This window comes from Pandoraea anhela (assembly GCF_902459655.1).
In the GTDB taxonomy this organism is placed as follows: Bacteria; Pseudomonadota; Gammaproteobacteria; order Burkholderiales; family Burkholderiaceae; genus Pandoraea; species Pandoraea anhela.
Map to the genome: position 1 here is coordinate 18,082 of NZ_CABPSB010000034.1, position 21,880 is coordinate 39,961.

The window sequence follows — 21,880 nt, forward strand, 5'->3', positions numbered from 1 at the left end:
GCGACATCCTCCCAACGTACCCACAGGCTCACGAGGAGACATCCATGAATGGCCGGCTGGCGGGCAAAACCGCCGTCATGACTGCTGCGGCGCAAGGCATCGGACGCGCCTGCGTCGAAGCCTACTTGCGCGAAGGCGCGCGCGTGATCGCGACGGATCTGAACGCCGACGCGCTCGCGCAACTGGACGAGCACGCCAATCTGGTGCGACGTCCGCTCGATGTAACCGATGGTGCTGCCGTGAATGCGCTCGCAGGCGAACTCGGCGCGATCGACGTGCTGTTCAATTGCGCGGGCTTCGTGCATCACGGCTCGATTCTCGAGTGCGATGAGGCTGCCTGGGATTTTTCGTTCGATCTGAACGTGAAGAGCATGTATCGCACGACACGGGCCTTTCTGCCGGCCATGCTCGCCGCCGGCGGTGGGGCGATCATCAACATGTCGTCGGCGGCGTCCAGCGTGAAGGGCGTGGCCAACCGCTGTGTCTATGGCACGAGCAAGGCGGCGGTAATCGGTCTGACGAAGTCGGTCGCGGCCGATTTCGTCGCACGCGGCATTCGCTGCAACGCCATCTGCCCCGGCACGGTCGAGTCGCCTTCACTGCGTCAGCGGATCGCAACGCAGGCGGATGCGTCCGGCACGAGTCTGACGGCGGTGCGAGACCAGTTCGTCGCGCGTCAGCCGATGGGGCGTGTGGGCACGCCCGAAGAAATTGCGGCACTCGCCGTCTATCTGGGTTCGGACGAATCCTCGTTTACCACCGGCGCCATTCATTTGATCGACGGCGGTTGGTCCAATTGATTTCGCAAGGAGAAATGCTTTGAAACTGCTGCGTTACGGCCCGAAGGGCCAGGAAAAACCGGGCCTGCTCGATGCACAGGGCCAGGTGCGTGACCTCTCCAACGTGCTCGCCGACATCACCCCGGAAACGCTGAGTCCGCAAGGGCTGGCGGCGCTGCGGGCGCTCGACGTGAACGCGTTGCCCGTTGTGGCGTCGCCGGGGCGCCTCGGTGTGCCGTTCTCGGGGCTAGGCAAGTTTCTCGCCGTCGGCCTGAACTACAGCGATCACGCCGCCGAAGCGGGACTCGCTGTGCCGGCCGAGCCGGTGCTGTTCACCAAGTGGGACAACTGCCTGAGCGGCCCGAACGACCCGGTGGTGCTGCCCAAAGATTCCGTCAAAGGCGATTGGGAAGTCGAACTGGGCTTCGTGATCGGCACCACGGCGCGTTATGTGCCGCTGGAGCGTGCACTCGACTACGTCGCCGGTTATTGCGTGGTCAACGACGTGTCCGAGCGCGAGTACCAGATCGAGCGGGGCGGCACGTGGGACAAGGGCAAGGGCTTCGATACGTTCGGCCCGGTCGGCCCGTGGCTGGTGACTGCGGACGAGATTCGCGATCCGCAGCAACTCGGTCTGTGGCTCGATGTGAATGGCGTGCGACGTCAGACGGGCAATACGTCGAAGATGATTTTCAGCATCGCTTATCTGGTGCATTACCTGAGCCAGTTCACCACGCTCAAGCCGGGCGATCTGGTAACGACGGGGACGCCGCCGGGCGTGGGCCTCGGCCATAAGCCGCCGGTGTTCCTCAAGCCGGGCGACGTCATGCGACTGGGCATCGACGGCCTTGGCGAGCAGACGCAGGAAGTCCACGCCTACGACGCGCGCCTGCTCGACTGAGCACGCCGGGGGCTTTTTCCCATCCCTCCTGTACGTTGACGTTTGACGGGCGGCAGCATGCTGCCGCCCGTCACATGGGCGTGGCTTGAGCGCACAACCGGCACAACCGACGCCATGCCACGCGTTCTCGTCAACGATCTGACCGGAAACCGGACGCATCATGGAAGACCTCAAAGGTAAATTCGTTCTGATTACGGGCGCGAGCACCGGTATCGGTGCTGCGGCGGCCAGGGCGTTCGCGGCGCATGGCGCGAACGTGGCAGTGCACTACAACCGTTCGGCGGACAACGCCGAAATCGTTGCCGAGGCGGTGCGCGCGTTGGGCGTGAAGGCCATGACGGTGGCTGCCGACGTGCAGGACACCGGTGCGATCGATGCCGCCGTGGCCCATGTGCTCGACGGTTTCGGCCGTATCGACGTGCTGATCAATAACGCCGGCAGCCTCGTGGCGCGCACGCCGTTTACCGACGTGACCGATGCCTACTTCGACGAGGTGCTCAACGTCAACGCGCGCTCGGTGGTGGCCTTCTCGCGTGCGGTCGTGCCTGCGATGCGCAAGCAGGGTGGCGGGGCCATCGTCAATGTCACGTCGATTGCGGCGCGTCACGGCGGTGGGCCGGGCGCGCTGATTTACGCGGCCGCCAAGGGGTTCGTGAGCACGCTCACGCGCGGCATGGCCAAGGAGTTGATGGCGGATCGTATTCGCGTGAACGCCGTGTCGCCGGGCGTGATCATGACGCCGTTCCACGAGCAATTCAGCACGCAGGCGCAGATCGACGCGTTCCGTCAGAGCATTCCGATGGGGCGACTGGGCGAGCCGGACGAGTGCTCGGGGGCGTTTCTTTATCTCGCGTCCGAGACGCTGGCCAGCTACGTGACCGGGCAGATCATTGAAGTCAACGGCGGGCAATTGATGGTCTGACGGTGGCCGTCTTGCGATTCTCGTATCTCGTCGCCCCCTAGGCCCGGTAGTCGGACGATTCCGAAACAGATATCGCCTGAGCGCCCAATATCGCCCGGGAAGACGCTTTACGGGTTCGCGTCTCCCGCAATTGCTGGCACACTTGCCCCATTCATCTGTTTACGTGCGCCACATGGGCGTGCGGGCAAAATTATCGAGGGGCAAATGGAACGCTGTCCGTGGAGCGAAGGCTTCGAACAATACCGTCAGTATCACGATCAGGAGTGGGGCGTGCCTTTGCGCGACTCGCGCGAGTTGTTCGAATTGCTGATGCTCGAAGGCGCGCAGGCCGGACTGTCGTGGTCCACGATCCTGAAAAAGCGCGACACCTACCGAAAGGCGTTCGACAACTTCGATCCGGCGCGAATTGCGAAGTACGGTCCTGAGGACGAGGCGCGTCTGATGGCCGATCCGGGAATCGTGCGCAACCGTCTGAAGATCAACGGCGTGATCAAGGGCGCGCGCGCCTACCTCGCCATGGAGGCGTCGGGCACGCGTTTCAGCGACTTCGTCTGGCAGTTCGTCGGCGGCGAGACGATGCAGAATCGCTGGACGTCGCTGAGCGAGGTGCCTGCCACGTCGGCTGCCTCGGACGCCATGAGCAAAGCGCTCAAGAAGGCCGGTTTTACCTTCGTCGGCTCGACGATCTGCTACTCGTTCATGCAGGCGGCGGGCATGGTGAACGACCATCTGGTGGCATGTCCGCGTCATAAGGCGGTGAAGGCGCTCGCCGCAAACGAGGCGAAAGCCGGCGTGGCGCTCACGCGCAAACGCCGTGCGGGGGCGTCGTCGGCTACAATTCGGCCTGACGAATCAGGATCTGCCTAATGTTCAGCTACCGCCATGCCTTCCACGCCGGCAACCATGCCGACGTACTCAAACACTTCATCGCCGTCGAATGTATCGATTACATGCGCCAGAAAGACACGGCGTTCTGGTACATCGATACGCATGCGGGGGCTGGCGGCTATTCGCTCGAAGGCAAATGGGCCGACAAGACCGGCGAGTATGAAACCGGTATCGGTCGGCTGTGGACGCGGCACGATCTGCCGCCGGCGCTGGCAGACTATGTCGCACTGGTGCGCGAGTTCAATCCGGACGGCAAACTGAGCTACTACCCCGGCTCGCCTTACTTTGCCCTGCAACTGCTGGGCGACCGCGATCGACTGCGGTTGTTCGAGGCGCACCCGACCGAGCAGGACGTGTTGCGCGAGAACTTCGAGGCGCAGGGGCGGGCGGTGGCGCGCCGCACGATGATTTTCGGCGCCGACGGTTTTGCCGGCCTCAAGACGATTCTGCCGCCCGCGCCGCGCCGTGCCTTCACGCTTATCGATCCCTCCTACGAGGACAAGCGCGACTACACGCGAACGACGCAGACGGTGCAAGAAGGTCTCGATCGCTTCCCGACGGGGATGTATGCCGTGTGGTATCCGCTGGTGCAGCGTCGTGAGGCGGCGCAGTTGCCCGAGCGCATGAAGCGGCTCACGATCGACGAAAAGCCGATCAAGAACTGGTTGCATGTGGCGCTCACGGTTTGCAACCCGGTGCCGGGCGGTATGGGCTTGCATGGCAGCGGCATGTTCATTGTGAACCCGCCTTACATGCTGCAAGACACGCTGAAGACGACGATGCCGTATCTCGTCAATGCGCTCGGTCAGGACAAGGGCGCGAAGTTCCTGCTCGAAGGGAAGCAGAGCTGAGCCAGCGCGGCACCACGAGACCTGGATGTGCGCAGGCGTCGTGGGGCAGGGCGGTCATCGTGCTCATGGTGATTCCGGTGATTCCGGTGATTCCAATGATTCCGGGGGGCGCGTGCGCCGCGCGGGATTGCCGCATGATCGCCGGACAATCGTCGGTCGTCCGATTTGCGGGCGGCGGCGCACCGAAGGCGATGCTTCGCAACGCCTTGCGGGCGTTTGGATCACTTGCCGGTTTGCGGGATTTCGTACGGCAGTGACAGCAGTTCGTCAGGCGACAGATAGCGCCATTCACCGAGTTCCAGATTCCCCATCGGCAATCCGCCAATGGCGGTTCGCACCAGACCTTCCACTCGATTGCCGGCAGCGGCGACCATGCGCTTGACCTGATGGTATTTGCCCTGCGTGATCGTCAGCGCGATTTCGTGAGGTGACGGGCTCATGACGTCCGTTGCTGCGAGCGGTTCGGTTTCATCGCGCAGAAGTACACCTTGGCGTAACGCTTCCAACATGGCTTCTGTCACCGGATGTTTCGTCGTTGCGATATAGCGTTTCGGCACGTGGCGACGGGGCGACATCATCGCGTGCAGGAATGGACCGTCGTCGGAGAGCAGCAGCATACCGGTCGTGTCCTGGTCGAGGCGGCCGGCCGGTTGTACGCCGCGCACGGCCAGCGGCAGCGGCAACAACGAATGCACGCCCTCATGATGCGTCGGGCTCGTGGAGCACTCGAAGCCTTCCGGTTTGTTGAGGAGAATGTAGACGTGCTCACGGTAATCCCACGTCTCACCGTCGAGCGTGAATTGAAGACCCGTCGGGTCGATCGATTCGCGAGGATTATCGTGCACGACGCCGTCGATGGCGAAAGCGCCGGATTGAATGAGCTTGCGGCACATCTTGCGACTGCCAAAGCCCTGCGATTGCAGTAAACGTTCGAGCTCGATGATGCGTTCTCCGTCAGGCATCGGGGGGTAGGCCGCTATTGTAGCGGCCCGCCGGCGCGACTTACGTTTCCTGCGCGGCACCGCTGAAGCGGTGGTAGATGCACCGCGCCGCCCAGTCGAGAGCGAAGCCCAGTACCCCGATCACAAGAATGACGGCGGTCAGTTCCGAATAGGCCAGACGATCACGCGTATCGAGAATCAGATAGCCCAGCCCGGCGTTCACGCCCAGCATTTCCGCCGGCACGAGTACGATCCAGAGAATGCCGATCGCCAGACGCACGCCAGTGAGCACATGCGCCGCAATGCCGGGGACGTAGACGTGCCAGAGCATTTCCCGGCGCGTTGCCGCCAGACTCTCGCCCAGTTGCACCCAACGCCGGTCGATGTGCGTGACCCCCGCCGCCGTACTCATCACCAGCGGCCATAGCGCAGCGAACGCCAGCAAGAAGTACACCGCAGGATCGCCCACGCCGAGCGACATCACGGCGATCGGCATCCACGACAGCGGCGACACCATGCGCAGGAACTGCAACGACGGCGTCAGCGCCTTGTCGAGCCAGCGAATGCGTCCGATCAGAAAACCAAGCGGCACACCCAGCACGATGGCCCAGACGAGGCCGACGGCGATGCGTCGCAAGCTTGCGAGAACATGCAGGCCGAGTTGTTCGTCGCGAACGAGATCCGGCAGGGCGCTCAGTGCCGCAGCGGGCGAGAATTGCGACGCGAGCGACCCGGAAGTCGTGAAAAGCGCGATGCCCAGCCACCAGATCGCCACGATGCCGGCGAGCCCTGCCAGCCCCAACCATGCGCGCCGCGCAGGACGCGCGCTTGCCGCGCCCGCCGTCTGCGGTGCGGCGCTGACGTCTTCGGCAACCGGATGTCGCACGCGGTCGGACGCGAGATCAGACAACGATCACCTCCTGACGCGTGAAGCCCTCAGGCAGCCCGAAGGCTTTCATACCGCCGACAGCGGCGATGCTCTTCTTGACGAAGCGGTCGTCGACGAGATCGCGTGCCACGAACGCCGGATCGAGCTTGGCGAGAAACTGGGCGTTGCCCTCGACCTGAGTCTTTTGCATATGACGCACCAGCGCCTCGGTGTAGCTCGGATACGGATACGGCTGGAAGTCGATGCGCTTTTCGTGCCAATCGGCGTGCACGATCGCCTTGTCCGCCAGATAGCGACCTTGCTCCGACGGCTCCGGGGCCAGTACGCGTTGCAGCACCTGCAACGGATGCGGCGTGTAGCGGTTTTCGCCTTCTTTCGACAGCAGACGGGCCGCATCTCCGGGGTGAGCGCGTGTCCAGGCCTGCGCCTTGACGATCGCGTCGACGACCTTCTGCGACCACTCCGGACGCGAGGCCAGATCACGCTCATGCATGGTCACGACGCAGCACGCATGGTTCTTCCAGACGTCTCCCGTGAAGCGCAACACTTTGCCGACCTTCAGGTTTTCCGCCGCCGCATTGAACGGCTCGGCCACGATGTAGCCTGCGATCTGTTTGGCCGCGAGCGCCGGCGGCATGTCCGAAGGCGCCATTACGATCAGATTGACTTCGTTGGCTGCGGGCGCGCCGTTTTTCTTGAGCACCGGCGTCAGGCCATTGGCGGCCAGCAAGCCTTGCAACACAACGTTGTGAATCGAGTACCAGAACGGCACGGCCACGGTCTTGCCGCCGAGATCGCCGACTTTGTTGATGTCGTTCGTGACCGTGATCGCGCTGCCGTTGACGTGATTCCACGCGACGACTTTGGCCTGAGCCTGACTGCCGTAACGCGCCCAGACCGTCATCGGCGAGAGCAGATGAACGACGTTGACCTGCCCCGACAGAAACGCTTCGATCAGTTGCGCCCAACTGCGCAGCAGCGTCGGCTTTTCGGCCTTGATGCCCGCCTGTTCGAAATAGCCGTTGTGATGGGCCACGAGGAGCGGCGTGGCGTCGGTAATCGGCAAATAACCGATGCGCAACGGTGCATCCGGCTCGGCGGCAGCGCGCGCAGCGGCCGACGCCAGGAGCGGCGCAGCCCCTGCAACGGTCATCATCGAAGCGAGTTTGAGCCATTCGCGGCGGGAAATTTGGCACATGGTCTGGGAGTCCCCGTAAGTTTGGTCGCTAAGACCTATCGTGTTGGGTGAGTCGTGGTCGTGTCGCGCGACATCGCGAGTTGCAAGGCTTGCAGAATCTCGATGCGCAGCACGCCAAGCGCTTCCACCTGCGCTTCGCGTGGCGAGGGTACATCGATTCGCCATTGCGCGAGGGTGCGTCCCTGATTGCCGAGCAGCACGATCCGGTCGGAGACGAGCAGCGCTTCGTCGATATCGTGGGTAACGAGCACGGTAGCGGCGCCGGTGTCGCGCACGACCGTTACCAGAAGACGTTGCATGTCGGCGCGCGTGACTTCATCGAGTGCGCCGAACGGTTCGTCGAGAAGCAGCGCACGTGGCTGGCGGGCAAGGCAACGGGCAAGCGCGACACGCTGCGCCATGCCGCCCGAGAGCTGACGCGGATGCAGATGATGGGCGTGGGCGAGGCCGACTTCAGCGAGTGCGGCATCGATACGGGCGCGTCGCACGTCACGCGAGAGCTTCGGTTGTCGCGCAAACGTGAGCCCGAACGCGACGTTGCGCTCCACCGACAGCCACGGCAGCAGGCACGGATCCTGAAACGCGAGGGCGATGTCGGGCCGGGGGCCGGTGAGCGGCGTACCCTCGACGCAGACGCTTCCGTCGCTCGGCGCGAGCAGTCCGGCGGCAATGCGCAGGAGGGTCGACTTGCCTGAGCCGCTCGGTCCGAGCACGGATACGAGTTCGCCCGGTGCTACCGAGAGGTCGACGCCTCGCAGGATGGCGCGCTCGCCGTAGGACAAGCCGATATCGCGCAGCGTGATGAAAGGGGGGCCGAAAGGTGCATCGAAACGCGCATCGAGAGGAGAATCGACCGGGGAATCCAATGACGAAGCGCGCGAGGCGCCCTCGCGCGCGGCGGCGATGAACGTGTCGGGGTGCGCGCGTTGCGTCGCCGTGGATGGGGTCATGAAACCGTTCCGAGTTTGAGTTGTTGCGCACGCTGTGCGGCCAGTTGGTTCTTCAACTGCACGAGGCTCGGCGTGACGATGGGCACGAAGGCCGCTTCGCGCTGACGACGCGCCACGCCTGACAGGCCGCGCAGATAACCGCGTCCGCCGCCGGTCTGCACCTCCAGCGTGGCCGCATCGTGAACCAGTTCCGCCAGCGCAATGCGCAGCGTGAACAGACTCGCGGGCGTGTCCACGAAGTCGCCTTGTGCAACACCGTTTTTCAGGCGCGTCGTGAGTGTATCAAGTTGTTCGGTCAGTGCGGCAACGTCGTCGGCAACGGCGGCGCGCGCACCCGGTCCGCTGTCGTGCGTGCCTGCCAGACTGCGCCTCGCCAGTCCCAGCGACATGCCGCATTGCAGGCCCAGGAAAGCGGGGCGCACGCGCACCAGCCAGGCTGGCGCGTTGTCGGTGATGCGGTCGTCGTCGGTGAGCGGCGTGTCGAGCATTTGCAGTGCCGCAGTGTTCGTGCCACGCAATCCGATCAGATCGAGATCGTCGCTGCGCGTCACGCCCGGTGCATGATGGGCGATGGCGAAAATCGACGGCGGACCGCCGGCTTCGTGATCGACGGCTGCCGCTGCGACGAACCCCTGCTTGCGCAAATTCGTGATCCACGGCAGACCGCCGTTGATCCGCCACGCCCGCGTGCCGTCGCGGCCGGCGCTCGCCGGCGCTTCGGTCGCACGAATTTGCAGCGGTTCGATCGCGGACAGATACTTCATCGCGTTCGACAGGCCGGTCGCTCCCGCGATTTCGCCGCAGAGCAGCGCAGGGAGCCATCGGTCGCGCAAACTCCGGTTCGGGCTTTGCAGCAGGTATTCGATGAACGTGCGCTGTCCCCAGAGCACGAAGGCCGCTGCAAACGAGTGTTCGGCCACGTCGGCAACGTTGTCGATCGCATCGCCGATCATGCCGCCGGTCCCGCCGAGTTCAACGGGTACGCCAATGCGCAGCAGGCCGGCGCTGGCCAGTTGCGGCACGACATCGCCACTGAGTTTGGCGTCCGTATCCAGCGTCTCGGCATGGGCGTCGAGCCATGCCGCGAGCGCAGGGGCTCGGGCGGCAAGTCCGCGCAGGGTGGCCTGGGCGCTCATGCCGCTTGCACCTTCGGTTCCCAGCGGTAGGCCGCCAGTTGCGGGTTTAGTTCGTTTTGCGAGAGATTGTTCGCAAAGTTGCACAGCGTGGCCAGCGACACGCCCAGCACCACTTCCAGGGCCGCAGCGTCGTCGAAGCCAACGGATTTGAAGGCGGCGAGTTCGGCGTCCGAGACCGCACCGCGCGTTGCGATTACCGCGCGTGTGAAGACGGCGACGGCATCCAGCTTGGCATCGGACAACGTGTCCTGATCGCGGATTTCGTTGACGAGCGCCTCGGGCAATTGCGCTTTCTTGAGCGCCACCGCCGTGTGGCCGGCGACGCAGAATCCGCAGCCGTGAATGCCCGCCGCCGTAATCTGCACGACTTCGCGTTCGGCGAGCGTCAGACTGGTGCGGCAGTTAATGGCGCCGACGGTCAGATAGGTTTCGAGGGCGGTGGGCGCATTGGCGAGCGACGCGACCAGATTCGGCAGGAAGCCGTTCGCGGCAAGCGACTTTTCCAGAAACGGGCGGCTCGCCTCAGGGGCGGTTTCAAGGGTATGCAGTGGCAGTCGGCTCATATCAGGCTCCTGTGGCGTCTTACGGTCGAGTGCCTATTGTGCGCAAGTCGGCCCCGACGCTCAATGCGCGCCCGTCTGGAAATTCTGCGGATTTGTCTCATCGAGCATCGCCGGCGTCCGATGCGCCGTGCGCGACAGGGCACGTGTTCCTCCCGCCGATGCGCTTTTCTCCCGGGCAGATGAAGCGCCGGGCGGGGGGGCGTGTGCTAGTGCAGGGGATACGATGCGGGTGCCGAAGCGTCGGCCCGAGCGCCCTGAGTTCCACGAGCGCCCGGAGTGGGCTGCGTGGGCTGCGTGGCTTGGGGGGCGGCATTGACTGCCTGGCGACGCCATGCCCCGGGCTGCATGCCCGTCACGCGTTTAAAGGCTTGCGCAAAGGCGGATTCCGATTGGTAGCCGACGTGTTCGGCGGCATCGGGTAAGGAGACGCCGGCGCGCAGCAGCGCGGCGGCCGTTTTCATCCGCACCAGCGTGACGAACTGCGCCGGCGGCTGCCCGCCGATTTCCGCAAACTGTTTGCAGAAACGCGCCCGCGACATGTGTACGAAACCGGCCATGCGCTCCGTCGTCCAACGCTCCGCAGGCGACTCGATGATGGCGGCCGCAAGACGGCCGAAGGCGTCGCGGCGCATCAGGCGCCACATGCCGGGCGCGACGTCTTCGGCGTGCACGGCCTCGCGCAGCGCATAGTAGAAAAGCAGGTCGGTCAGCCGGGCGAGCAGTGGAGACGGGCTGTCGCCCGGACGACGCGCTTCCGCCTGAATCAGCGTGAAGATCTGCGACATGCCTTCCAGGCGCCCGCTGTCGCGCCGCGCGACGATCGGATTCGGCAACATGCCGAGGACCAATGCGTCCAGATCGGTGCTGAATTCAAAGAAGCCGCAGGCGAGTGCGACGCCGTTTGCCTCGCTGGACGGATGATGCGGTTCGGGCGGCAGGGGCGTCATGGCGCCGGCGCGCGCGGTGAGGTCGGTCGGCGGTGTTGCGAAAGGCGTCAACGCGTGAGGTACGTCCGACAACAGGAAGACGGCGTCGCCGGCATTCAGCGCAACGGTTTGCGCCGCACGGCCCGAATCGGCGCCGACATGCAAGTAGCAGCCGCCGTCGAGCACCACGTGAAAACTCGCGCGCTGATGCCCCGCCGTCGACGCCTGATACATGCCGCAGTATTCGCCGACGTGAAATAACGTGCTCTTGAGTTCAAGCCCCGCCAGCAACCAGTCCGCGACCCGGTCGGGATGGTCTGCGCAATGGGCGAGCGAATCCGACGCGACGTTTCCCGTCGCCGCCACATCGCCCTGGGCGCTTTGATTCTCTCGCATCATTTCCCGCAAACCCCTTCGCACGCTCACGCTTTTCCGAGCAAAGCACTCATCCTCCCCACCGACATTCACGAGGGCAACTATTTTTTCGTTGGATGCTTATTACGGCGGCGCGGGATGTTGATGCCTTGGGCTGCTGGGGAAGGGCGGGGCTGCTTGAGGAAACCCTCGGATAAGGCGGTTGTTGGTCGTTCCCCCTTTGCCATGGTGCGCGTCAGGTGCCGAGCGGGCCCGATTGCGGTGATGTTTTGCGACCCGGCATCGCCGGCGAGCGATGCCTTTCGAGTCGCTGGGTCATGGATATTGGCACATGGCAATCCGGGCAGGCATGAAAAAAGCCGATGATCTTTCGATCATCGGCTTTTCGTATTTTTTGGTGCCCAGAAGAGGACTCGAACCTCCACGGTGTTACCCGCTAGTACCTGAAACTAGTGCGTCTACCAATTCCGCCATCTGGGCATCGTCAGCTTGCTGTGTTGCTGGCTTGCTGCGAAGAAGTGAGATTATGCCGAGGAGGGTCGGGGCTGTCAACAGAGGGATGTGAAAAAATTCAAAAATCTTTCACACATCCAGCCCGAGGCCCTCGCCATACACATCCCCCCAATCACGCCATCATTCCATCACGCCGACCGCCCCATATGCTCGGATCGAATCATATCGATCAAATGGCGCAGCCCCGGCAACGTCTGACGCCGGCTCGGGTAGTACATCGACAAGGGCGGACCGTCCACCGACCACTCCGTCAGCACCGCCTCCAACGTGCCATTGGCCAACTCTTCCGAGACATTGCGCTCCAATACGTAGCCCAATCCCAAACCGCCCAGTGCCGCCGCGATGACGCCATCGCTCTCGTTGATGCTCAGCGCCCCCGGCACGTCCAGCTCGACGGCCGTCGGACCGTTACCCAGTTCCCACTTGTACAGCGTGTTGTCGCCCAGACGCATGCGGATGCAATTGTGCGACATCAGATCCTGCGGCACCTTCGGGCGGCCATGCCGCGCAAGGTATGCGGGCGACGCCACCACGATCCACTTGAGCGCTGGCGTGAGCGGGGTTGCGATCATGTCGCCCGGCACCGTGTCGCCATAGCGCATGCCTGCGTCGAACCCCTCTGCCACGATGTCGAGCATCCGGTCGTCGACGGTCACGTCCAGTTCGATGTCCGGATAGGACGACACGAAGCGGGGCAGGATCGGGTCGAGCAACAAACGCGCCGCATCGCGTGGAACGTTCAAACGCAAGCGCCCGGCCGGCGACGCACGGTATCGGTCCAGCGCGCCGATGGCAGATGCAATCTGCTCAAGGCCCTGTTCCAATTCCTTTGCCAGGGCCGATCCCGCCGCTGTCGGCGACACGGAGCGACTCGTGCGATTGAGAAGTTTCACCCCCAGACGCGCCTCGAGATTGCGCATCGCATGACTGAGCGCAGAGGTCGTCACGCCCAGCTCTGTGGCGGCCTCGCGGAAACTCTGCCGGCGGCAGATGGTGACAAAAACGTTCAAATCGGCAAGCTCGCCGCGAGTGAAGGCAGGCATGTATTTCCCAACAAGTATCAAGCAACAAAAACCAAAAACACCCGACAAGCTCAACGAATTAAGCGCCCGTTGAACAATATTCAATTTTTTATGAGGTAAATTTTACAGATTTCCTTTTGATTCTGGAGAGCCGCCATGAGCGCCGTGACAGAAACGCTACACATTCTCAGTATTGATACGCCGGTCAGTCGTGTCGGCCTCGGTACCTGGGCAATCGGCGGCGCCATGTGGGGTGGTGCAGACGACGCAGCCTCTGTCGCCACGATCCGCAGCGCAGTGGAGCGCGGCATCAACCTGATCGATACCGCACCGGTCTACGGCTTCGGTCACTCGGAGGAAATTGTCGGCCGCGCTTTAGCAGGAATACGTGAAAAAGCTGTGATTGCAACCAAGGTTGCTCTTGAATGGGGGGAGAATGGTATTCGCCGTAATTCGACGCCCGCGCGAATTCAAAAAGAAGTTGAGGATTCGCTTCGTCGCTTACGCACGGATTACATCGATCTTTATCAGATTCATTGGCCGGATACGCTTGTTCCATTTGATGAAACTGCCGCAGTAATTGAAAAACTTCGCGAAGCCGGGAAAATTCGTGCAATCGGTGTCAGTAATTTCTCGCCGGCGCAAATGGATGTGTTCCGTCGTGCCGCCCCGCTGGCGACGATTCAGCCGCCGTATAACGTTTTCGAGCGTGCAATCGAAGCAGATGTGCTGCCTTATGCGAAGCGCGAGAAGCTTGTCGTTCTGGCCTACGGCGCGCTCTGCCGCGGCCTGCTTTCCGGTCGCATGAATGTCGCGACGACGTTCGACGGCGACGATCTGCGCAAGTCGGACCCGAAGTTTCAGGCGCCCCGATTCGCCCAGTATCTCGCCGCCGTCGATGCATTGAAAGCGCTCGCCCACACGCGTCACGGCAAATCGGTACTCGCACTCGCCATTCGCTGGGTCCTCGATCAGGGGCCGACGATTGCCCTCTGGGGCGCGCGTCGACCGGACCAACTCGACGGCGTGCACGATGCCTTCGGCTGGAAACTCTCCGCACAGGATCTGGCCGATATCGATGCGATTCTGGCGCAATACGTGACTTCGCCTATTGGCCCGGAATTCATGGCGCCGCGCTTGCGCGATACGGCTGCGCAATAAATCGCAATAACCGGTCGGAGGGCGAGATTTCGTCGCCGGATGCGCCGGGCGCATTCCTTGACCCCGGCATCGCTGGCAAGCGATGCCTTTCGAGTCGCTGGGTCATGGATATTGGCACATGGCAATCCGGGCAGGCATGAAAAAAGCCGATGATCTTTCGATCATCGGCTTTTCGTATTTTTTGGTGCCCAGAAGAGGACTCGAACCTCCACGGTGTTACCCGCTAGTACCTGAAACTAGTGCGTCTACCAATTCCGCCATCTGGGCATCGTCAGCTTGCTGTGTTGCCGGCTCGCTGCGAAGAAGTGAGATTATGCGGAGGTCACGCGGGAGTGTCAACAAATTTGTGCAAAAAATTTTCTTTTCCCTCGCGCACCCCGACCGCCACGCTCAAATTCCGCACAGGTGGCAGTTTTCATGAGGTTTGCCGTATGATTGTCCCTGACTGCAAGACGCCGCTCCGCGCGCATCTTGCCACTCCACGGACCGTCGGGCGCATGGTGCGCCACTCGGCCGGACTCAACCGGCACAGTAACGCTACCGACCTTTGAGCAAATATCCCTATCCGATCCCGAGCCGCGAAGAAATCCTCGGTGTCCTGCGCACCGCCGACTCCGCGCTGTCCGCCAACGATATCGCCGAAGCCCTCGCCATCAAAAAGCAGGAGCGTGAAGGCTTCTTCAAGCGCCTCGCCGCGATGGAGCGCGATGACCAGATCCGCCTCGACCGCCGCGGATATTACCAACTGACCCACCCCTCGAATTTCATCGCGGGCCGTGTCATCGGCCACCGCGACGGCTACGGCTTTGCCGTGCGCGACGACGACGGCGATGACCTCTTCCTCCCGAACGAGGAGATGAAGAAGGTCATGCACAACGATCGCGTGCTCCTGCGTATCGCCGGCTACGACCGCCGCGGTCGTCCGGAAGGCCATATCGTCGAGGTCGTCAGCCGCGCCAATACCCACGTTATCGGCCGTCTCCTCAACGAGAACGGCGTCATGATCGTCGCGCCCGAAGACAAACGCATCGGCCACGACATTCTCATCCCGCCTCGCGCGCAAGGGAAAGCCAAGGTCGGGCAGGTCGTCTCCGTCGAACTCACCGATTACCCCAGCCGCTACAGCCAGCCCATCGGCCGCGTCTCGGAAGTCCTCGGCGATATCGACGACCCCGGCATGGAAATCGAGATCGCCGTGCGCAAATACGGCGTGCCGCATCAGTTCTCCGCCGAAGCGCTCGCCGCCGCCGGCGCACTCCCCGACGAAGTCCGCGCCCCCGACCTGCGCCATCGTATCGATCTGCGCGACGTCCCGCTCGTGACCATCGACGGGGAAGACGCCCGCGACTTCGACGACGCCGTCTACTGCGAACCCGCCAAGGTCGGCCGCAGCAACGGCTACCGCCTGATCGTCGCCATTGCCGACGTGTCGCACTACGTTGCGCCCGGCGGCCCGCTCGATGCCGACGCCCTCACGCGCAGCACCTCGGTGTACTTCCCGCGACGCGTCATTCCGATGCTCCCGGAAAAGCTCTCGAACGGCCTGTGCTCGCTGAACCCCGACGTCGATCGCTGTGTCCTCGTGTGCGACGCCCTTATCGCGCCGAACGGCGAAGTAAAGGCCTATCAGTTCTACCCGGCGGTCATCCACTCCGCCGCTCGCCTGACGTACACGGAAGTCGCGGCCGTGCTCGGCAACACCAAGGGCGCTGAGGCGCAACGTCGCGCCACCTTGCTGCCGCACCTCCAGAATCTGTACGACCTGTACAAGGTGCTCGCCAAGGCGCGCAAGTCGCGCGGCGCCATCGAGTTCGATTCGACAGAGACGTACATTGTCTGTAACGCCCAGGGCAAGATCGAACAGATCCTGCCGCGCACGCGTAACGACGCGCACCGTCTCATCGAGGAATGCATGCTCACGGCCAACGTGTGCGCCGCCGACTTCCTCAAGCGTCACAAGCAACCCGGCCTCTACCGCATCCACGCCGGCCCCTCGGGCGAGCGTCTGCAGGTGCTGCGCACCTTCCTCAAAACGCTCGGGCTCTCGCTCGGCGGCGGGGACGAACCGGCCACGTCCGATTATTCGGAACTGATGACGCAGATCGAGTCGCGCCCCGATGCCCCCATGCTCCAGACGATGCTGCTGCGCTCGATGCAGCAAGCCGTCTACAGTCCGGACAACATCGGCCACTTCGGTCTCGCCTATCCGGCCTACACGCACTTCACGAGTCCGATTCGCCGCTATCCCGACCTGCTCACGCATCGCGCGATCAAGGCGATTCTCGCGGGCAAGAAGTACGAGCCGGAAATTCCCGATGGCGTCGAACTGACCACGGGCCTCTCGCCTCACGCCCGCAAGCTTCAGAAGGACGACGACGCGGCAAAGCAAAAGAAGTCGCCGGCCGCGAGAAAGCGCGACGCGATCTGGGACGAACTCGGCCTGCATTGTTCCGCCAACGAACGGCGCGCCGACGAAGCGTCCCGCGACGTGGAAGCCTGGCTCAAGTGCTACTTCATGCGCGACAAGCTCGGCGAAGAGTATGGCGGTACGGTGAGCGCCGTCACGTCATTCGGTGTTTTCGTGCAACTCGACGACCTCTTCATCGAGGGCCTCGTGCACGTGACGGAACTCGGCAGCGATTACTTCCAGTTCGATGAAGTGCGCCACGAACTGCGCGGTGAGCGCACCGGCATTCGTTACCGTCTGACCGATCGCGTGCGCGTGCAGGTGAGCCGCGTGGATCTGGACGCCCGCAAGATCGACTTCCGTCTCGTGCGCGAACCGAACGCCCGCTCGCTGGCGAAGACGTCCGGACGCAGCGAGCGTGGTGGCGCACCTGCGCCGTCGCCGGCGGCCGGCACGCCCGGCGTGGCCGGCTCGGCGAGCCCCGGCCCGACGATTCGCCAATTGCCCAAGGGCGGCGCGCTGCTCAACGGTGTGCAACCGGCCCCGGCCGGCAAGCGCGCGGCCAAGCCGAAGTCTGCGAAGGTGAAAGCGGCCCGCGCCGAACGCGGTGCTGCGCCCGCCAAGCGCTCCGGCGGGAAAGCGCCGGCGAAACGTCCGGGCGGCCCCGGCGGTCCGGCGAAGAAACCGCGCCGGTAACGGCAACGACGCGTTGGCGACGATCGGTGCCCCCGAACATCGCAGCGCGACGAGCGGTTTGCAGTAATATGGGCGCCTTTGCCGTCAATGACCGGCATTCGGTACCCGCGATGAATGGCGGCGGCGGTGGCCCTTGCGGGCTCCCGCCGCCGCCGTGCTTTGGGCGACGGGCGTTGTGAGCGATCGTCGTGAGAGATCGCCGTGATCCTGCCGAGGGATCGCTGTCGAGCCGCCACCGAACGGACGCCGGGCTGCTTCGGACACGCTTTCGGTCCGCACGCTTTCGGTCCGGCTTCGTGCCGATGCCTGATCGCCATGCGCCGTTGGTCCGGCCCATGCCCGTCTTGCCCCGACGGCACACGCTATTTTGAGGATGCGAAATGAGTAAATTGAAAATGCTGTTCGGCTTTCATGCCGTGACCGCCCGCCTGCGTCACGATGCGACGAGCATCGAAGAGATCTATTACGACCCGAGCCGGCGCGACCGCCGCATGACGGACTTCCTCAAGGCAGTGGAGTCGTTCAAGAACGCACCGGGCGTCAAGATCAAGGTGATTCAGGCCGACGGCAAGCGTCTTGACGGGATGGCCGGATCGTCGCGTCACCAGGGGGTGGTGGCACAGGCGCAGGAAGTGTCGCTGGCGCTCAACCTCGACGAGTTGCTCGACGGCATTTCGGGCGATCCGCTGTTGCTCGTGCTCGACGGCGTGACCGACCCGCACAACCTCGGCGCTTGCCTGCGTGTGGCAGACGGCGCAGGCGCCCACGCCGTGATCGCGCCGAAAGACCGTGCCGTCGGCCTGAATGCGACCGTCGCCAAGGTCGCCAGCGGCGCGGCCGAGACGGTGCCGTACATCATGGTGACGAATCTCGCGCGCACGCTTCGCGATCTCAAGGATCGCGGTATCTGGGTTGTGGGCACGTCCGACGACGCACCCGCCGACATCTACGGCACGAAGCTCACCGGCCCGATGGCGATCGTCATGGGCGCGGAAGGCGAGGGGATGCGCCGGCTCGTCGGCGAGACCTGCGATGAACGCATGAGCATCCCGATGGCCGGTGGCTGCGAAAGCCTGAACGTCTCCGTGGCGAGCGCCGTTTGTCTGTACGAGGCTGTGCGTCAGCGCACCGCGGCAGCGAAGGGCGGCAAGTAGACGGCCGAAGCGATCGCCCACGGCGATCCCTTCGGTGGCCGCCTTCGCCGCCGGACTCACTTGAACGCCGATGGTCCCCAGCCCTCGCTCGACCGTTGAGCGGGGTGGCCGCCGCCCACGGGACAATCGGGCACGTCGGGCAGGGTCGGTATCGCATCGAAGCCCGGGCCCAGCACTTCGTTCAGCACGGCGTCGACCTCCGCCGAGGTCACGGAGCAGAGCGACGACAACGAATTCGTCGAGGCAGCGCGGGGGAGCCTCGATCGGCTCAGGGCGCTGCCTTGCTGCGTTCGCGGTTCGCGCGACGGCTTTTGCTGATGTCGCGACGCGACGCTTTTGATGGCCTTCTCCGCGTTGCGCAGCGTATTGCTCGTGTCGCTGGCGATCCGCCAGAATATGCCGGCCTTGTTCAACGCGGCCTGATTACGCGAGGCCGCTTCCCTGCGCGCCATTTCCTGCGACGCTTGGAACGCGTGATCGATGGCCTCGCGACGGCTCGCGTCATGCGTCGCCTGCGTGCCGAAGGCGGCAACCGTGAGCGCGATGGCCGGTGGCGATGAGAACGCTCGGCGGATGGCCTCGCGCTGGCCTGCCTCGCGAATCGCCTGAGCCTGGAAGGCCGCATCTCTGAGCGTCGATGCCTGAGACGTGGGCAACGCGCAATCTTCGGCCTCGCGGCGACCAGTTTGCCCGGCATGCGTCGTGACAGTCATGGCAGCCGCGGCAGTCGCGGCGGCGACATGACGCTGATGCTTGAGCATCGCGGCATTGTTCGACGCGTCCTCGCTCCCGTGGGCGATCAGCGACTGTGCCGAACGATCGAGCGTCTTGCCGTTCGATCGAATAAGCCCGGTGTATTCGGCCATGGCGTCGCGGCGTATTTGCAAACGCTTGCTCACCACCTCGTTTTGCGTGGCGTCGGGATGATCGCGCAGGAATTTCGCGAAGTTGTCCCGCGCGTTTTCGACGATGTGATCGCGGCGAGGTTTGCGCGCGGCGGCTATCTCACGTCCGATTTGCGGCCCGACTTTGCTGAGGACGGATTGCATCACCCGGGAAGGGGGGCTGTCGCTGGGAAGCACCTTTTGCCAGGCATTTTCCACGGCGGAGAAAACCAGCCCCCGATAGCTTCGTTGCTCACTGAGGGGAATCGTCGGCATATCCCTGAGCAACTCGGCGCCGAGATTGTTCGTCGCCATGGCGATGAACGCTTCTGTGCTGAGGTCCATGCGAAGCGTGTCGAGGATACTGCCAAGTGCCTCGTGCTGCACGGCGTGGCGCATGCGGTCTTTTCTCGTGAGCTTGTCTCGTAGCTGGAAATCGTGATTGTGGATGCTCTCGAAATAGTTGGCACTCGCATTTAACGACGCCGTGGGACACGCATACTGTTTGCTTTCGAGTTCGATCTTGAGGATGGCGGCGTAGGGCGCCCCTCGTTTCAAGTGCCGGTTCAGTTCCCTCAGGAAGCCGTCGCGGCGCGAGGTTTTCGACGTGATCAGTGTGCTTCGTATGCTGGAGAGAAGCGCGTGCTGATCGGAGAATTCGTCGAGCAGACCCATCATGGCGCGCCCCAGCGGCAAGTCGTATCCGGCTTCTCTGCCGAGCATGGATGTGAGGTGCTGACCCTCCCTGGACTTCAGCATGTTCCACACGGCGAGTTGCTCCACCACGCCATCGCTCATGAGGACAGCGAGCAGTCGGAGGTAGTTGGTCGTGGTTTTTCTGAATAACGCTGCCGTGGTCTTCGTGTCGCTGTTGAGAAACTGAATGCCTTTGGCCAGCGTCGTGACGATTTCCGGTTCCAGCAATTTTCGCGAAATCAACTTCAGGCTCGCGGATTGTCCGAGCATGAGCTTGTCCCGCAACTCGTTGGTCACGACCGCTAACGCCTGAAGCCCGCGGATCGGGGAAAGCGGGCTGTTGGCGACGCGCACGCCGGAATCTCTCAGAAAGACGAAGTCGATGGCACGATCCGTGATGGCGCGTAGCGGCAACAGAAAGTTGGCGCTCGAGTTTTCCACGTCGACCAGACGGTTGACGTGCAGGCGCGTGCAAATCTTGCTGTTTTCGATGTCTCGCCGGATGGCGGCGGCAATTACCTCTTCCGCGCTTTTGGTCGCCGGCGCGAGGGTGTGCGCCGTCTCGGGGGCTCGGGCGAACGCGGAGCGCCCTGCCGCTTCGGGATATAGCCTGGAATACCGGCGCCGGGCGTTGACGATCGTGAGCTCGCCGAGGCGGACCGTATCTCCGGACCCCACCCGTCGGTCGATGTGCAATTGCGGCGCACTCGCGCGATGCGGGTCGACGTCCTGCGCAAAGTAGACGAATGTGGTGGTCTCGGTGCAAAACACCACGACCATGAGGTTATCGATCTGAAGGCGGGATTGCATTTCGATCACCCCCGACGGCGTTGCGATGTTCCACTTGCCGTCGGTTTGAAACACGGCCTCCTCCCCCAGCAGCGCTTGATAGAGCTTCGGAACGATCTCGCGCGTGTGCGGTGCGACGCTCGGGTATGCCTCCGGCACGGGGGGATCGATGCCGAGTTCATCCAGGCCGAGGTCGTCCATGTCGATCGTTACCTTTTCGACCGGTTGCAGGTCGGGAGCGTTTAGATCGAGCGCCTTTCTGTTGGCAATCACGGTCGGATAGAAGCTGCGCGGACAACTCATCGCCGCGAAATCGGTCGGGTAGCCGGAAATATACGGCGTCGAGAATTCGCGGGCCGTCGTGGCATGGACGCCGATGCCGCCGATACGGGTTTGCGTCAGGAACGTTCGTATGTCGGACGCCAGTTGCAAAAGCGCCTCGGGTTCGAGGTGGTCGGGGGGCTGGCTCGCTTCGTTCGGCAGAATTTCCGTTGCAGCCATTGACGCAATGGAAGGAACCGAAGGAGGGGAATCGAGCGTCGTCGACGTCAATGCGGTCAGTTCGGAAGCCAGGGAGGGACTGCGGTCGGGCGATGGCGTTCGTGCTTGCGCGTGAGTCGTTGGCGGCGCTGGCGGATGGTGTCCTTCTGGCTTGACGTTCACGCAGTAGTGCAATGTCATCTTTTCGCCCGACGCCGTACCCGCCGACCTCGAAAACTCTCGGATGCCGTGTCGAAGCCCCGTGTCGGCATACGTCGATGTCAGCGTTGCGCTGCGATGGCTGGCATGGGCGCTTCGCCGAACCAGATCGGGCAGCGAGGGCGACTGGGATATCGGTCTGAGCGATATCGCCGACCAATGCTCGCGCAGCGGCCTGGACGGTGACTCGTGGAGGAATTCACAACTCTTGCTCCATTGGCGTTTCGGCTTGTAGGGCTCGCGAGTTTCGCGAGTTTCGTGAGATTCGTGAGATTCGTGAGATTCGTGAGGGGCGGCGTGCTGTGTCGACGGGGCAAGGGGGGCGGCAGAGGTCGATGTCGAATGGATCATGATGTTCCGTGCGACGCCCATACCGGTCGGCCCGACAAGTTTTGCGTCGTAAGCCGAAACAAGTACGGCGCGTCGGAGAGAGTGAGCGTGACATGAGTGTTGCGAGCGGTTCTGAACTGACCCCGTAAAGTTGGACGGGAAAGTTATGCGGTTAAGGGCTGGGTTCTGTACTGCACAGGACTCAGCCCA

The 21,880-nt window shown here is 63.4% G+C and carries 17 protein-coding genes and 2 tRNA genes; 8 read left to right on the forward strand and 11 right to left on the reverse strand.

Annotation, left to right across the window (positions count from 1 at the left end):
- Window positions 1-44 precede the first annotated feature (44 nt).
- The 5 genes from PAN31108_RS25520 to PAN31108_RS25540 all read left to right on the forward strand — a co-directional run bounded on the left by PAN31108_RS25520 (window position 45) and on the right by PAN31108_RS25540 (window position 4,341).
- Window positions 45-800: an SDR family oxidoreductase gene (locus PAN31108_RS25520; RefSeq protein WP_150671551.1), complete on the forward strand. Its 756-nt coding sequence runs from the start codon at window positions 45-47 to the stop codon at window positions 798-800.
- A gap of 19 nt (window positions 801-819) precedes the next feature.
- Window positions 820-1,680 carry a fumarylacetoacetate hydrolase family protein gene (locus tag PAN31108_RS25525; protein WP_150671552.1) on the forward strand — a complete coding sequence of 287 codons (861 nt, stop codon included), beginning with the start codon at window positions 820-822 and terminating at the stop codon, window positions 1,678-1,680.
- A gap of 160 nt (window positions 1,681-1,840) precedes the next feature.
- Complete coding sequence (locus PAN31108_RS25530) at window positions 1,841-2,602, forward strand: SDR family NAD(P)-dependent oxidoreductase (RefSeq protein ID WP_150671553.1); 762 nt, start codon at window positions 1,841-1,843, stop codon at window positions 2,600-2,602.
- Between the two features lie 204 nt (window positions 2,603-2,806).
- Window positions 2,807-3,469 carry a DNA-3-methyladenine glycosylase I gene (locus tag PAN31108_RS25535; protein ID WP_150671554.1) on the forward strand — a complete coding sequence of 221 codons (663 nt, stop codon included), beginning with the start codon at window positions 2,807-2,809 and terminating at the stop codon, window positions 3,467-3,469.
- A complete protein-coding gene (locus tag PAN31108_RS25540) occupies window positions 3,469-4,341 on the forward strand; it encodes a 23S rRNA (adenine(2030)-N(6))-methyltransferase RlmJ (protein WP_150671555.1) in 873 nt (290 codons plus the stop codon). Before PAN31108_RS25535 ends, PAN31108_RS25540 begins: the two co-directional genes overlap by 1 nt.
- A 221-nt stretch (window positions 4,342-4,562) precedes the next feature.
- Here the strand turns inward: PAN31108_RS25540 and PAN31108_RS25545 are convergent, their stop codons facing one another.
- The 9 genes from PAN31108_RS25545 to PAN31108_RS25585 form a co-directional block, all read right to left on the reverse strand.
- A complete protein-coding gene (locus PAN31108_RS25545; RefSeq protein ID WP_150671566.1) occupies window positions 4,563-5,282 on the reverse strand; it encodes a pseudouridine synthase in 720 nt (239 codons plus the stop codon).
- A gap of 61 nt (window positions 5,283-5,343) precedes the next feature.
- On the reverse strand, window positions 5,344-6,168 hold the full coding sequence (locus PAN31108_RS25550) for an ABC transporter permease (RefSeq protein ID WP_150671567.1): 825 nt from the start codon (window positions 6,166-6,168) through the stop codon (window positions 5,344-5,346).
- A gap of 16 nt (window positions 6,169-6,184) precedes the next feature.
- Window positions 6,185-7,369: an ABC transporter substrate-binding protein gene (locus PAN31108_RS25555; RefSeq protein WP_150671556.1), complete on the reverse strand. Its 1,185-nt coding sequence runs from the start codon at window positions 7,367-7,369 to the stop codon at window positions 6,185-6,187.
- Window positions 7,370-7,404: 35 nt separating this feature from the next.
- Entirely contained in the window at window positions 7,405-8,319 is a 915-nt protein-coding gene (locus PAN31108_RS25560) for an ABC transporter ATP-binding protein (protein ID WP_150671557.1), read from the reverse strand.
- On the reverse strand, window positions 8,316-9,455 hold the full coding sequence (locus PAN31108_RS25565) for an acyl-CoA dehydrogenase family protein (RefSeq protein WP_150671558.1): 1,140 nt from the start codon (window positions 9,453-9,455) through the stop codon (window positions 8,316-8,318). Before PAN31108_RS25565 ends, PAN31108_RS25560 begins: the two co-directional genes overlap by 4 nt.
- Window positions 9,452-10,018 (reverse strand): carboxymuconolactone decarboxylase family protein, encoded by a 567-nt coding sequence (locus tag PAN31108_RS25570; protein ID WP_150671559.1) that lies wholly within the window; start codon window positions 10,016-10,018, stop codon window positions 9,452-9,454. Before PAN31108_RS25570 ends, PAN31108_RS25565 begins: the two co-directional genes overlap by 4 nt.
- Before the next feature lie 206 nt (window positions 10,019-10,224).
- Window positions 10,225-11,343 carry an AraC family transcriptional regulator gene (locus PAN31108_RS25575; protein WP_246184148.1) on the reverse strand — a complete coding sequence of 373 codons (1,119 nt, stop codon included), beginning with the start codon at window positions 11,341-11,343 and terminating at the stop codon, window positions 10,225-10,227.
- A 371-nt stretch (window positions 11,344-11,714) separates the two neighbouring features.
- Window positions 11,715-11,799, reverse strand: a tRNA-Leu gene (locus tag PAN31108_RS25580).
- A gap of 161 nt (window positions 11,800-11,960) precedes the next feature.
- Complete coding sequence (locus PAN31108_RS25585; protein WP_150671560.1) at window positions 11,961-12,875, reverse strand: LysR substrate-binding domain-containing protein; 915 nt, start codon at window positions 12,873-12,875, stop codon at window positions 11,961-11,963.
- A gap of 135 nt (window positions 12,876-13,010) precedes the next feature.
- On the opposite strand from PAN31108_RS25585, the gene PAN31108_RS25590 reads away from it, so the two are divergent.
- On the forward strand, window positions 13,011-14,015 hold the full coding sequence (locus PAN31108_RS25590) for an aldo/keto reductase (RefSeq protein ID WP_150671561.1): 1,005 nt from the start codon (window positions 13,011-13,013) through the stop codon (window positions 14,013-14,015).
- A 182-nt stretch (window positions 14,016-14,197) separates the two neighbouring features.
- Here PAN31108_RS25590 and PAN31108_RS25595 read toward each other — a convergent pair.
- Window positions 14,198-14,282: transfer RNA gene (locus PAN31108_RS25595), tRNA-Leu, on the reverse strand.
- A 280-nt stretch (window positions 14,283-14,562) separates the two neighbouring features.
- Here PAN31108_RS25595 and rnr point away from each other — a divergent pair.
- Entirely contained in the window at window positions 14,563-17,118 is a 2,556-nt protein-coding gene (gene rnr / locus PAN31108_RS25600) for a ribonuclease R (RefSeq protein WP_150671562.1), read from the forward strand.
- 380 nt (window positions 17,119-17,498) lie between these two features.
- Entirely contained in the window at window positions 17,499-18,272 is a 774-nt protein-coding gene (gene rlmB, locus PAN31108_RS25605; RefSeq protein ID WP_150671563.1) for a 23S rRNA (guanosine(2251)-2'-O)-methyltransferase RlmB, read from the forward strand.
- A gap of 56 nt (window positions 18,273-18,328) precedes the next feature.
- On the opposite strand, the gene PAN31108_RS25610 is transcribed toward rlmB, so the two are convergent.
- Window positions 18,329-21,142 (reverse strand): hypothetical protein, encoded by a 2,814-nt coding sequence (locus PAN31108_RS25610; RefSeq protein ID WP_150671564.1) that lies wholly within the window; start codon window positions 21,140-21,142, stop codon window positions 18,329-18,331.
- Window positions 21,143-21,880: the final 738 nt, after the last annotated feature.